10 protein-coding genes and 1 pseudogene are annotated in these 13,510 nt (G+C 68.1%); 5 read left to right on the top strand and 6 right to left on the bottom strand.

Going from position 1 to position 13,510, the window contains the following annotated elements:
* Positions 1-96: 96 nt before the first annotated feature.
* Positions 97-300 (bottom strand): cold-shock protein, encoded by a 204-nt coding sequence (locus CPH93_RS00640; protein ID WP_006604711.1) that lies wholly within the window; start codon positions 298-300, stop codon positions 97-99.
* 1,686 nt (positions 301-1,986) lie between these two features.
* Positions 1,987-3,063 (bottom strand): helix-turn-helix domain-containing protein, encoded by a 1,077-nt coding sequence (locus CPH93_RS00630; protein WP_096211581.1) that lies wholly within the window; start codon positions 3,061-3,063, stop codon positions 1,987-1,989.
* A gap of 182 nt (positions 3,064-3,245) precedes the next feature.
* Between CPH93_RS00630 and CPH93_RS00625 the strand changes: the two genes are divergently transcribed.
* Positions 3,246-3,539 carry a DUF1330 domain-containing protein gene (locus CPH93_RS00625; RefSeq protein ID WP_093488245.1) on the top strand — a complete coding sequence of 98 codons (294 nt, stop codon included), beginning with the start codon at positions 3,246-3,248 and terminating at the stop codon, positions 3,537-3,539.
* A 928-nt stretch (positions 3,540-4,467) separates the two neighbouring features.
* Entirely contained in the window at positions 4,468-5,175 is a 708-nt protein-coding gene (locus CPH93_RS00620; RefSeq protein ID WP_231977121.1) for a peptidylprolyl isomerase, read from the top strand.
* Between the two features lie 352 nt (positions 5,176-5,527).
* Here the strand turns inward: CPH93_RS00620 and CPH93_RS00615 are convergent, their stop codons facing one another.
* The 3 genes and pseudogenes from CPH93_RS00615 to CPH93_RS36555 form a co-directional block, all read right to left on the bottom strand.
* Positions 5,528-7,171, bottom strand: coding sequence for a pyridoxal-dependent decarboxylase (locus CPH93_RS00615; protein ID WP_231977120.1), 1,644 nt, complete (start codon positions 7,169-7,171; stop codon positions 5,528-5,530).
* A gap of 537 nt (positions 7,172-7,708) precedes the next feature.
* Positions 7,709-7,855, bottom strand: a complete 147-nt coding sequence (locus tag CPH93_RS36040; RefSeq protein WP_162501003.1) for a hypothetical protein — start codon at positions 7,853-7,855, stop codon at positions 7,709-7,711.
* Positions 7,856-7,890: 35 nt separating this feature from the next.
* A pseudogene (locus CPH93_RS36555) lies at positions 7,891-8,058 on the bottom strand (IS5/IS1182 family transposase); the annotation flags it as partial.
* 493 nt (positions 8,059-8,551) lie between these two features.
* Between CPH93_RS36555 and CPH93_RS00600 the strand changes: the two are divergent.
* From CPH93_RS00600 to CPH93_RS00590, 3 genes are all read left to right on the top strand, one after another.
* Entirely contained in the window at positions 8,552-9,355 is an 804-nt protein-coding gene (locus CPH93_RS00600) for an IS5 family transposase (RefSeq protein ID WP_231977119.1), read from the top strand.
* 350 nt (positions 9,356-9,705) lie between these two features.
* On the top strand, positions 9,706-11,046 hold the full coding sequence (locus tag CPH93_RS00595; RefSeq protein ID WP_159394939.1) for an NACHT domain-containing protein: 1,341 nt from the start codon (positions 9,706-9,708) through the stop codon (positions 11,044-11,046).
* A 1-nt stretch (position 11,047) separates the two neighbouring features.
* Positions 11,048-12,742 carry an NACHT domain-containing protein gene (locus tag CPH93_RS00590; RefSeq protein WP_096211577.1) on the top strand — a complete coding sequence of 565 codons (1,695 nt, stop codon included), beginning with the start codon at positions 11,048-11,050 and terminating at the stop codon, positions 12,740-12,742.
* 319 nt (positions 12,743-13,061) lie between these two features.
* Here the strand turns inward: CPH93_RS00590 and CPH93_RS36035 are convergent, their stop codons facing one another.
* Entirely contained in the window at positions 13,062-13,502 is a 441-nt protein-coding gene (locus CPH93_RS36035; RefSeq protein ID WP_162501002.1) for a hypothetical protein, read from the bottom strand.
* Between the last annotated feature and the right edge of the window lie 8 nt (positions 13,503-13,510).

The following is a 13,510-nucleotide window of genomic DNA, read 5'->3' as shown; positions in this document are numbered from 1 at the left end:
GTGCGGCCGTTGTGGGGCACGCGGGAAACACCGAAAAGCAACGAGCTGGGGCCCGCACCCAAGGTGCGGGCCCCAGCTACGGTGTACGCGTCAGCGTCAGGCGGGAACGATGTTCTCGGCCTGCGGGCCCTTCTGGCCCTGCGTGACGTCGAAGTTCACCTTCTGGCCTTCCTGCAGCTCGCGGAAGCCCTGGGCAGCGATGTTCGAGTAGTGGGCGAAGACGTCGGCGCCGCCACCCTCCTGCTCGATGAAGCCGAAACCCTTTTCCGCGTTGAACCACTTCACGGTGCCAGTAGCCATGTCGAATCTCCTTCGGGGCAGTGCCCGGAGCCCACGCCGTGCGGGCTCCGTGTCGCTGCGTTGATTGCCCGTCCGGAAATAAACACCGGAATTACGAAAGCGCTCCGCCATGTACGACAGCGAGCACGCTTGAAGTCTTGGGAACCACAACTGCAACTGAGATCGACGGTAGCACGGTACCGGCAGCCATGCGCGACACATGATCCCGACGCTTTCGAGAGGGTAAAAAACCCTTACCGCAGCAGGGGTCATTTCTGCAGTTGCGGCATGAGATATTCAGCATCGAGCTCGCCCCTATTCGCCTGGAAATGCGTCGACCTCAACGGCTGCCGTCCAGGCTCCGCAGGCACGGGCGGGGCACCACCCGTGCCTGACCGAACCGCACCGCACAACCCTGACGAGGCCCGTGCCCTCTCGTGCCCCAACGAGCGGTAAATCACGGTCACCGCGGGCTCCCACTGACCTTCTGCGCCCTGCCTCGCAGCCCACGTCTAGGCAGGTCAGGCGTGCAATGATGCATGCACGCTCCATTGCTTACCAAGTTCAGAGCGCGGGTTCGATTGCCGTCACCCGCTCCATAGTTGAGGCCCAGGTCAGCGACCTGGGCCTTGTCTGTTGCCTTGACCAGTTCAGGCGTCCCGCACCAGTCAGGCCGGGATGCTCGACATCGAGCAGTTCCCGGCTGTCGAGGACGACGTGACGGAGTTGGCCCGAAGCATCATCAGCGAAGTCGAGACGCCGTTCGGGATGTGACCCGGCCGGCCGCACCTGGCACCGTTCGGTTCGCCAGCCTGCCGGTCGGCCTCGTCGCGCCATGCCCCCGCACTACGTCCAGCAGGTCATGGACCGCATCCACTCGCCGCCCACCACGGCCTGCCCAACTGGCAGAACTACATCAACGACTTGCGGTTTCCTGCGTGCGGCGTCGCATCCACCAGTTCAGCACTGCCCTGGTCGCCACGAGCGCCGCGGCGATGCCCGCGATCAGACCCACGGGTATCGGATCCGGTGTTGGCGAGGTCGCCGTCGGTCCTTCGTCGTCGAGGGTCGGCTGTGGCCGCCACCGCGTGTAGACGGGGCCGGCGCTGGCGTCGCCGGGCTGTGCCTCGGGGTGGGTTGCTGGTGCCCGTCGGCGTGGGGGCGGGGTGGGCTCGCCGCCGCCGCGCTCACCAGTGGACCCCAGGATGCGCCGCGGCGCTGCGTGTCAGCTGCCAAGATCGCGGGGACGGCCGGCCGGTGCCACCGCATCCGACGACGCCGGCTGCGCCCGCGGCGCCTCGGCCCGCGTGGGCACGGCCACCGGCTTCCGGGCTGCGTGTCGCACTTCGGGCAGGCGTGCCGCTCGACATCGTCCGCGTCCGACTGCTCGGACGGGCAAGGGGTTTGAGGGTCCGTCATGGGCCCGGATTTTCGCAAAATGCAAGTCTCAGAAGGGGGTCCACCTCGCTTTTGAGAACGGGTTGTGAGAACCAATCGCCGGTCGGGCGGGGTCCGGCGACCCGTTCTTGATCATGCTCGCGCAAAGGGCCGTTTGTGAGAGCCGGGGTGACCGCCACGGCGACGATGACGGATCAGCACCCCGTTGACACCGACGACGCTCGCGGGCGAATCGCCGCGCGCCGCGGCCGATGGACGTCCGGCGCAGAGGTTCGGATGAACCACCGGGAAGCGTACGGTGCGTCGTGGCTAGGCGGGAATGGAGCCCGCATCGCCGGCGTCCGGATCCGGGGCACGGAAGGTGCGACGGTACGCCGACGGGGCGACTCCGGCCTCCGCCGCGAGGTGCCGCCGCAGCGAGGTGGCGGTGGCGAATCCGACCTCGTGGGCGACGCGTTCCACCGGCAGATCGCTGGACTCCAGCAGGTGCCGTGCCCGCCGCAGCCGCTGCGAGGTCAGCCAGCGGCCGGGGCTCAGACCGGTCTCCTCCTTGAAGCGCCGGGCGAAGGTACGGGTGCTCATCGCCGCGTGCGCGGCCAACTCGTCCAGCGACAGCGGCAGTTCAAGCCGCTGCAATGCCCAGTCGCGGGTCGGCCCGGTGCCGGTTGCGCCCGTCGGCGGCAGTGGCCGCTCGATGTACTGTGCCTGCCCGCCGTCCCGGTACGGCGGCACGACGCAGAAGCGGGCGACCTGGTTGGCGACCTCGGTGCCGTGGTCCTGGCGCAGCAGGTGCAGGCAGACGTCGAAGCCGCTGGCCGCCCCCGCTGAGGTCAACACGTCACCGTGGTCAACGAAAAGAACGCCGGCGTCGAGCTCGACCCGGGGGAACAGTTCGCGGAAGCGGTCGGCGAGTGCCCAGTGGGTGGTGGCCCGACGCCCATCCAGGAATCCGGCGGCGGCCAGCAGGAAGGCGCCGCTGCAGATCGACACCAGACGGGTGCCGGGCCGGACGCTGGAAAGCGCGTCCAGGGCCTTCGAGTCCGTGGCGGCGGCCGAGGCCTGGGTGATCGCGTACCCAGGGATGATCACGGTGTCCGCCTCGGCCAGCACCTCAGGGCCGTGCCCGGGGGTGACGATCAGGTCCGAGACGGTGCGCACGGGCTTCCCGTCCACGCCCGCGGTCACCACCTCGTAGCGGCCACCGGCGGAGCCCAGAACGTGTTGAGGTATGCCGAGTTCGAAGGGGTAGATCCCGTCGAGTACGAGGACGACCACCTTGTGGGCGCCAGGCCGCGGTTCTGGGCGCATCGCGCGATCCGGTTCGGCGGTGCGACCGGCTAGGTCGCGGGCGCCGGGAGTACCGGGGGCGGCATGGTGGACGGGCATGGCGAGAATGTATCGGAGGCTGACCTTTCTGCCATGGCCGAGGCCGGCTCGAACGGCAAGGATCGAGGCATGACCTCGACGGAGGCATTTGAGAACCTCGACCCCCTGGGCCGTCGTCGGGATCGAGCAATCTGAGTGTCAATTCGAAGTCGGACGTGTCCGGCTGAGCACAGGAGGTTTCCATGGCCAAGGGCTACTGGGTCAGTGTCTACCCCGCCATTTCCGACCCTGAGGGGCTGACTGACTACAACGAGCTGGCGGGTCCGGCTGTCCGGGCTGGGGGCGGGCGCGTCCTGTCCAATTTCGGTCGAGTCGTCGCCCACGAGGCCGGAATCACCGAACGCGTCGTTCTGATCGAGTTCGACGGCTTTGAACAGGCGGTCGCGGCATACGAGAGCGAGGCATACCAGAAGGCGCTGGTGGCCCTCCCCGACGGCTTCGAGCGCGACTTCCGCATCGTCGAAGGCATCGACTGACCGGCGGGCCCAGCCATCGCTGGGCATGCGTCACCTGATACGCCCACGGTGCTCAACGACGACTCACGAGACGAGGTCCGGGCCGGCTGGACTGTCTCGCTGACCTTGTCGACGAAACTCACGCTCGCCGGAAGCGAACCGCGAACCGCTTCTCACACGACAGACCGGTCCAGCGAACACACGGGCTTCGATGACCAGGGGCGCATCCTGCATCCATGTGGGCTGTAACCGCCCGAAGGCGTCCGGGCCATCACCGCAGAGCGGACTGACCCGACCGGCTCGCGACCGTGTGGCACAGGTTGAAGATCAAGGCGAGGAGCAGCGGGTCAGCGACAGCGGATGACACACGCGCAGCCTGGGAAAGCCCAGGTCAGTCCAGGGCCCCGTCGTCCCACAGCGATCCCGCCGGGACGCCCTGGCCCACTCCGCTGTCCGCCTTCCTCACCCACGCACCGTGGATCCCGCAGACGGCCGCCCCGAGCGCCACGTCGGAGGGGACCGTGTTCGCCACCGCCGGCACGGCCTGGTGGTGGCACGGCACGCAGCGCTCTCGGTCTGCCGGAACGCTGGCCGACCGGCGGCGCCTTCCCCCGGAGTGACCCGAGATGACGGCAGCGGCACCGTCCTTCTCGACAGCGGCACCCCGGTGAGAGCACCTCGTCCGCACTGCAGCGATTGGTGGGGCTTCTGCGTGGGCTGGGGAGGCCACTCGACCGGGTTCGGGGAGCATCCGTCGTGCACCGGGTGGACGCCCTGATCGGCCAGTCGGCGCTGTGCCGCATCCGAAGTGGCCTGCGGCCGCAGGCCGATGGCTGGGAGGCGGATGTGGCTGGCGGGCGGGTTCTCGCCCGCCGGGCCGCGCTTTAGACTGCGACCGCTCCGAAATCTGGCGATCTTTTGGAGGGTGTGCAGGATGAGCCGAACTCTCATGACCACATTGGCCGCGGCGGCGCTGGTCGTGTCCGGGGGCAGCATTGCCTCTGCTTCCGATGTCCCGCCGCGAACCACGCATGGTCCTTGCCAGTACACCCAGACCCCGGACGAGCCGGCGGCGCGGCGGGTTCCCCTGCCGCCCGATCCGCGGCACACCCCCCGTCACGGCACGGTCGGTATGGCTGTCCGGACCAGCCAGGGCCCGCTCCCGCTGCGTCTGGACCGGGCGAAGGCGCCGTGCACGGTCCAGAGCTTCTTACACCTGGCGCGGCACCGGTTCTACGACCGTACGGTGTGCCATCGGCTGACGGCGTATCCGACGCTGAAGGTCCTGCAGTGTGGCGACCCGACAAGTACGGGCGAGGGTGGGCCGGGGTACAAGTACAAGGACGAGCTACCGGTGGACCTGCCGCCGGCACCGAGCGATCCGACCGGCGTCCGTCGCCTTTACGGGCGCGGCTTGCTGGCGATGGCCAACGCCGGGCCGAACACGAACGGTTCGCAATTCTTCGTCGTCTACGGCGACTCCGCGCTGCGACCGAACTACACGGTGTTCGGCACGGTCGGTGCCGCCGGCCTGAAGACTCTCGACAAGATCGCTGCTGGCGGTATCGAACCAACTGCGCAGGACCCGGCGCCTGTCGACGGCACGCCCGTGCTGCGGACCGAGCTGCTCAGCGTCCGGCCGTCCTGCCTGCCCTGACGAATTGTGGCGCGGTCAGCGCGGTTCAGCTACGCCACTGGCCGCGCCACGGTGATGCCAGTCACGGCGATGACGGTGTCGTCGGCGTAGGGCAACGGGCCGCGGAGGATGCAGCGATTGCGAAACCACTCCCGCAGATCAGGCCTTCGGCGAGGGATTGATCTCTTCGCAGACGGGAACGGGTGGCGGCGGTGGTCTTCGAACTTCTGGTCGAGGCGGAGGTTGCCGGCAGTCAGGGGCGGTGACGGGCCCAGGGTTGTGCCCTCGGCCAGTTGCCCCGCACGCGGGGATATACGGGGCAACATCGCCAGGAGGCGGGCGGGCGATTGCGGTCGGGCTGCCCGCCTGCGGGTCAGCGCTGGTGGGGAAGTGGGGGCCGTTGCGCGTCCTTGTCCGCGGAACGGTCGAATGCTCCGGGCTTGGCGAGGTCCTCGAGGAGTTCGTCAATCAACTCCTGGGTGACGTGGGGCATGACGTAGACGTGGCTGTAGTCGTGGCGGAGTCCACCGAGATTGAGTGGCACGCAGGCCAGCGAGTACTTCTGCGTGATCTCAGCCCGCGGCTGCTGGAACCAGACGCTGAGCGCGTGATCGCCGTGACCGACCTCGATACCGTCCTCGGCCCAGGGCTCACCGCGTTCCCGCAACTGCTCGCTCAGCCGGCGCAGGCGTTCGGCCGTGTACTCGGCGATCCGCAGGACCTCGGCGGCCTGTCGCACCTGCTGCTCCTCGCTGAATTGGGCGAGGTGGTTCCACATGGCCAGGGAGGCGAAGCCGCTGCGGGAGCCGGCGAAGGTGCTGTCGGGAGAGGAGACGACCGCCGGGTCGGACGGCGGGCGCAGCTTGGATCCCGCGCGGGACATGTAGATCCCGGTGGGGACGGGCGCACCGGGGTACTTGTGTCCGCTGGTGACGATCGAGGACACCTCGGGGATCCGGAAGTCGAAGACCGGCGGCGCGGTCTCGATGAGTCCGCTGTCGCGGGCCTTCTCCAGGTAGGGGGCGTAGGCGCCGCCGAGGGCTCCGTCGACGTGGATCCAGTACCCGTTGCGGATGCTGACCCGGGTGGGGTCGTCGGGGTCGAAGCGCACGGTGCGGTCGACGAGGCCGTGCCGCTCGAAGACGGGTCGCAGGCGCTCGCAGGCGCCCTGAACGTCGTCGTAGGCGCCCTTGAAGACGCTGCCGATGTTGAAGTTGACCAGGACGGGGTGGCCCTTGGCGGCGAAGAAGTCCACGAGGGCCACCAAGGCGTCGACATCGACCGTGCCCGGGCCCTCGTCGCCGCCGGTGGTCGGGACTCCGCCGAGCGGCCACCCGTTGTACGTCTGCATGCCGGTGCCGGCCACGTCGATGGGGCACTCGCCCGGGTAGAGGCTGCCGCCCAGGTCGTAGAAGGTCGGGATGTCCAGCACCCGCATCGCCTTGATGTGCGAGTAGTGGGTCTCCTGCGAGAAGAACGCTACCGGCATGTAGGCGTTGGGGTTGTCGTCGGGGTGTTTGGCCCGCAGGTAGCTGGTGCGGCAGCTGGCATCGCCGGAGACCTCGTCACGCACCAGAGCGTTGCCGTCCAGGTAGTCACGGGCGTTCCACATGGCGTACAGGTTGCCCTCGGTGCTGCCCATGGACAGCACGTATCCCCACCCGTCCTCATCCCCAGGACTGGCCGGGTCCTCGGGCAGCGTGGCGTGCCACAGGCGGGCGTAGTGCTCCAGGACCGCCCGCTCCAGCCACCGCGAGTGCAGGCTGTAGTTGCTGTCGACGAACGGGTCCCCGATGTTGTTGATGTGGTAGCCCAGGAAACGACCCAGCGCGGCGTGGCCGTCGAGCGACAGGTTCACCTGGTAACCCAGAAGACGCTCCCGCTGCCCGCCCAGGTACCCCTCCAACTTGGCCAGGACCGCGGTCCGCTGCTCATCGGTGTAGGCCTCGGTACCCAGCCGGTAGTCGTCGTTGGCCGGCCGTGCCGTGAGATGCGTAACGAAGTGTTCGGTAATCATTCGATGTCCCATTCTGAGCGAAACTGCTACAAGTGGGGATCGCCGCCGGGCGCCAAGGCTCTCGGGAATCGCTCGGATCTAAGGGGGGCAGGTGGTTGCGCGAGTCAGCCGCCTATACGACGGTCAACGGACAGTTGCTGAATTGGTCGGTCGCCTGTCGTTGAAATGTCGAAGCGGCGGTTGCCCGCGGAGCGCGGGTGTCCTGTCCAGGAACTCGCGGTACACAGGATATGCGTGACGCGCCGCCCCGATTGCCCATCCTTCTATATTTATCTCCATCTAGTTATTTCAAGTGGAAAGCGTTTGAGGCCAGTTATCCAGGGGTGCCTTCAGGAGTGACGTTTCGGCAACTCTCGGAAAGGCAGTTTCGTGCCGCAGAAGTGTGCTGCAGTCGTGTTCTTTTCCGGCCGGGACCAGTCCCGGGCGCCGTCAGCTACGGCCTACAACCCGGCCCGCGCTCCTGCCGTCCTCGCCTGGGGCCGGCCCGGACACGCTCGCCGAACGCGACGGCGAGCAGATCGCCCTCCACCTGACCGGTCACACCCGCGCGGCCGCCGCCGACGTACGACGCCGTGCCGACCAGATGCCCAAGGACAGCGGCCCCTGGCGCTCGCCGACGTCGTCCAGCGCGAGGCAGAAGACCGGCGGTCCGCGACGCTCGAAGGCACCAGGAGCTGTGTCCACAAGCGCGCCCGCCTGGGGGTGCAACCCCGCGACGCGTTGCGCACCTGATCGGCAACCGCATGATCCCGCGTGGGAGCCAGGGTGCCATCGACGATCAGCACAGCGTCCTTACGGAACCGCTGACGGGGCTGGAGCGCGAGCGCCGGTCCGAGGTGGCCGATGATGCGGTTAGCGGCCGACTTTGACACTTCGAACAGCGGGCGGAAGGGGGTGACAGTGATGTTCTTCCGGGTGAACGGCTCGGGCTGGAGATACCTCATGCCGCCGGTTCCGCATAGATACGACCTGGCCTCGGTGACGGCGGCCAGTTCGGCGAGTCGCTGCGAGCGTTCGGGCCGGGCGGGCAGCTGGCTGTTGCGAGGATCTGGCCCTGCCATCCGACCATCTCCAGCAGGACGCGGGTGGAGGTCTCCGCGACCACGGCCGTCTTGTCGGTTGTCTCGAACAGATCCAGCACACGCGGCAGCACCGCTTCGAGAGCGGGCCAGTGCGGGCTGGAACGGTAATACTGCCGCAGTCTCTCCGCGCACCGCCGCCGGGACAGAGCCAGATCGACGATCAGAGCGTCTTGGATGGCCGTCTGACGGCGCCGTGGGGCCGATGGATGGGGTGTGGGTGAGCCACTGCCCGCGCTCCGGGGCCTGGAGTGCCGCTAAGACGTCGTTTCTGATGGCGTGATCGCTCGTTGAGCCGTGCATGACGGATCTGGTGGAGCGATTGGTGCCGGACGAGTTGTGGGTGCTGTTCCGACGGGTGGTCCCGCCGACGGAGGTCATACGCCCACAGGGCGGCGGGCGACGTCGGGCCGGTGACCGCGAATGCCTGGCAGCGATCATCTTCGTGGCCACCTCGGGCTGCACCTGGCGGCAGCTGCCGCCGGTGTTCGGGCCGGCCTGGCCCACGGTCTACCGGCGCTTCGCCCAGTGGAGCCAGGATCGGGTGTGGGCCAGACTGCACCATCCTCGACGAACTCGGCGCTCGGGGCGAGCTGGACTGGTCGCGGTGCGCGATCGACTCCGTCAGCGTCCGGGCGGCAAAAGGGGGCCACTGACCGGACCGAATCCGACCGACCGCGGCAAGCTGGGATCGAAAATCCACCTCATCACTGACCGAAACGGCGTGCCGCTGTCGCTGGGCATCTCCGGCGCCAACATGCACGACAGCCTCGGCCTGGAACCGCTCGTGCGCGGGATCCCGCCCATCCGCTCCCGCCGCGGCCCGCGCCGCCGGCGTCCGGCCAAGCTCCACGCAGACAAGGGCTACGACTACGACCACCTGAGAAAATGGCTTCGCGAGCGTCGCATCCGCCACCGCATCGCCCGTAAGGGCATCGAGTCGTCCACGCGACTCGGCCGACACCGCTGGGTCGTCGAGAGAACGGTCTCCTGGCTGGCCGGATGCCGAAGGCTGCATCGCCGTTACGAGCGAAAGGCCGAACACTTCCTCGCCTTCGTCGGCATCGCCGCAGCCCTCATCGGCTACCGCAGACTCACCAACTGAAACGACGTCTAAGGCTACTAGCCACGCCGTACCTCGGGCCGCCTCCGCGCTCGTTTTGCTGCTCGCCGGGCAGCCTTGCCATCGAATTCCCGGGCCCGTCACAACCGCGGGTCCCGGGCACCACGCCCGTACCGGCACCGGCGGCTCCTAGGCTGTGCTGGAACTGGAAGGCCCACCACCAGTGGTGCCGGTAGCCAAAACACTGCGTCGGGCGTCTATCGACTACCTGGAACTCGTAGACAGGCGACCGGCCCGGTTCGGCCCGTTCGGCGCGGCCGGTCAGGACCTGCAGCCGCGGAGATTTCAGTGCTCCGCCGACAGAGGGCCTCCGCGCCTCTAACCTGATGTCGATGCGACGGTTCACCGAGAGGCGGTCGAGGGTGGAGCCTGCGGCTCTGGGGATGGCGGCGCGGGTCGCCTCGACACTGATCAAGCCGCTCGTGGCGAAGCTGTTCGTGCGGGAGGAGAGCGGCGCCGACCTCGTCAGCAAGCCGATCCGTGTCTCCCAACTGGTCAGCTGGCGTGGCCAGAAGCGCACCCTGGACGAGCGAGACGTACGCAAGATCAGCGAGAAGCTGATCAGCCGGACCCTCGCCGCGAACCCGTACGAGCCGGCGGTGCGCGACGGTGACCGGATAGCCGTGGTCGACGCGCTGACCAAGACCCTGCTCTCGCTCGGCGACCTGGAGATGGAGGACGTCCAGGCGGTCCACCTAGGGCACGTCGAGCTGGCGCGTAAGCTGTCGGCCGCGGCGGACGACTCGACGCGGAACATGAGCGCCGACGCGACGAACCTCTACCGTTCCCTGCTCGACGTCTGCTGCCTGCACATCCTGCAGTTCTTCACGAAGCGCTCGGCCTTCATCCCGGCCACGCTGATCACACAGACCCGCATGATCGACGAGACCATGCGCCGCATGGAGGTGCTGACGGCGCGGCTTCCCCCGCCGCGCAGCCAGGACGCCGATTTCGAGCAGCGCTACCTGGAACACCTCGGGCTCAAGTACGGCAAGCTCGCCATCTTCGGGCTCGACCTCAGCGCTCCCGGTCAGGCCCGATGGCCGCTCGACACAGCCTATTTGAGCCTGGAACTCTCGGCGCAGAGCCGCGACGGAGGTGTCTCGGCCACCCACCGGCTCCGGGTCGAAGGGGCCCTGACCGGGAAGCACCGTGTGGTGCTGCGGGGCCCTGCCGGTTCGGGCAAGACGACACTGGCCCAGTGGCTAGCCGTCAGCGCCGCGCAGAACGACTTCGACGACGAGCTCGCCTTCCTCCGCGGCCGTGTCCCGTTCATCCTCCCGCTCCGCAGCCTGGCGCAGGAGTCCACGCTCCCCACTGCTCACAAGTTCCTCGCCATGGCCGGCAGCATGCTGGACGGCGCGCAACCGAAGGGCTGGGCCGACCGGGTCCTGCACAGTGGGCGCGGCATCGTCCTCGTCGACGGCATCGACGAGATCTCGGAGTCGAAGAGGCTGCTGACCAAGCGGTGGCTCACGGAACTGACCGAGATCTACCCGCGCACGTTCTTCCTCGTGACCACGCGCCCCTCCGCGGTCCCGATCGGCTGGGCGGCGGACCTCGGGTTCGTCGAGTTCGACCTGCTGCCCCTCAACCAGCGACATCGACAAGTTCGTCAACCGCTGGCACGACGCGGCCCTGTCGACTCTCGGGGACGCCGAGGAGCGCGCTGAGGTGGAGCGGTACCGGGCCGCCCTGCACGTCACCCTGCGCCGCAAGCCCGACCTGTACCAGCTCGCCACCAATCCCCTGATGTGCTCGGTGATCTGCGCTTTGCACCGCGACCGGCACTCGCAGCTGCCCGAGGGGCGCATGGACCTGTACGCGGCCGCGCTGCGGATGCTCCTGGTCCGCCGCGACAAGGAGCGGGAGGTCATCGCGCCGGAGGGCTTGCAGCTGACCGAGGAGCAGCAGGTCCAGCTCCTCCAGCGGCTCGCGTACTGGCTTATCCGCAACGGGCGCTCCGAGGCGACCCAGGCGCTGGCCGTGCGCATCATCCGGGAACGGCTGCCCTCTATGCCGCACGTCGTCCCGGTGGACGGCGCGCACCAGGTGTTCCGTCATCTGCTGCTGCGCAGCGGGCTGTTACGGGAACCCACGCCGGACACAGTCGACTTCATCCACCGGACCTTTCAGGACTACCTTGGCGCGAAGGCGGCCGTCGAGACCTCGGACCTGGATCTGCTCGCCAAGAACGCCGGCGACGACCAGTGGGAGGACGTCATCCGCATGGCCGTCGGCCATGCCCGCGAACGCGAGCGCGCCGAACTGCTCCGCAAACTGGTGGCCATCGGTGATCAGCGTCCCTCCCAGCGGCGCCGCTATCATCTCCTGGCCGCGGCGAGCCTGGAGAACGCCACGACGCTCGACCCGGCGGTCAGGGCGGAGGTGATCAGCCGCGCCGCCTTCCTCATCCCTCCGGCCACCCGCGAGGAGGCGGAGAACCTGGCGCAGGCGGGCGCGGTGGTCCTCGACGTGCTGTCGGGGCCGGCCGACATGACAGAGGAACAGGCCGTCGCGAGCGTGCGCACGATCGGGCTGATCGGGGGCCCGGCCGCCCTGCAGCGGATGCGGGCGTACAAGGACGCGCCCCAGCGCGGTGTCCGGCAGGAGGTCGTCAACGCGTGGCCGCGGTTCGACACGGTCGAGTTCACCGAGTCCATCCTGGCCAGCTGCCGCTGCGACGACATCGAGATCCCGGTGACGAATGCGGAGCAGGTGGCGTGTCTGCGCCTGCTCCCCGAGGCGCCGAACCTGTCGCTCCCCCGGCCGTCACTGATCCACGAGCTCTCCGCCGTCTTCGACCGGGACTCCGTGGTGTCCCTCGCATTGGGCACGGCCGACCACCGCACATCGGAGCTTCCCGCCCTCGGCGGTCTGACCGGGCTACGGCGCCTGCACGTACGCAATCCGACGTCCACGGTGTCCCTGAAACCACTCGCCGACAGCGGCATCCGGGAACTCGTGCTCGACTGCGTGCCGGTCGGCCTGGACCTCTCCGCGCTCCAGGCCGTGCCGCTGCTGACCACGCTGAGCCTCGGCTTCGCCGACCGCGTTGCCCTCCCGGGGGTCGCGCTGCCCTCGATCACGTCCCTGCGGCTCAAGGGAGTGGCGGACACGGCGAGGTTGCCCGACTTCGCCGCTCTCTTCCCCGGCCTCACCCGGCTGCACCTGAATCTGCACCGCAGGCCGCGCCGGGCGCCCCTCGACCTGTCCCGGGTGCGGGGCATCGACTCCGTCACCGTCCGCGTCCGGAACACGACGAAGGTCATCGGCCTCGACGGGCTCGACCCGAGGCGGGTCTCGGTCACCGTGGAGGGCCGCCGCACGGGCGGTCTCCTCACATCGTTCCGCGACCAGCGCCCCTGACCCGGGCGGCCGCCGGGAAAGAACGCACCGCGCACACCGCGGCCGGCCCGTCCACAGGCTCGCAGGTGTGAAGGGCCTGGGAAACCTTGTGCCGCTTGAAAAGTCTTCCGGCGCCATCTGGTCTTGCTCCGGTGTACCGGCAGCTCCGAAAGTCGCTGGAGGATGCCAAAAACGAGCCGGACGCAGCAGATTTCTACTACGGCGAGATGGAGATGCGCCGGTGCCGCACCCGTCCGCTGACGTTGCTGTCAACTACTGCCGTCAAGAGCCCCAGAGGCCCCGCCGGATTCAAGAATTCCCGGCGGGGCCTCTGGCTTGTTCAAACTGACAGCTCCTGCTGCGCCTCGGCATACGAATTTGCCGGGACAAGCTCGGACATCTTCCTGAAGAAGATCATCCCAGCCGCTTTGACAGCCCCAAGGAAATCTGCGGATGAAGCATTTGCCGTCTTCGTTTCTTCGCCAATCTTGGCGGTCACCAAGACGCGAGGCCCTGCGGCCCGAAAGGAGAGCTTGATCGGCTGATCCGGGAAATACGTCTCCGCGTAACCCGATGACTGTATTTTCGTCACCATCTCGGCGATATAACACCAGAGCTGGTCAACGTAGTCCCACTCTTCAGTGCCGATGATTTCCAATCCATCAACGGACAGCCGAATGGCACCTTCAATGTAGTCAAGGTCGGGCGGCGGGGTACGGCAGGCTTCCACCTGCATGAACCCACCGTCCGCGCCCTTCAGAAACGTCTCAATCTCAACCACGTCTCAGG

Source organism: Streptomyces sp. 2323.1 (assembly GCF_900221035.1).
GTDB classification, from domain to species: domain Bacteria; phylum Actinomycetota; class Actinomycetes; order Streptomycetales; family Streptomycetaceae; genus Streptomyces; species Streptomyces sioyaensis.
Note: the sequence above shows the minus strand (reverse complement) of the source record. Positions and strands in the feature narration are given on the sequence as shown.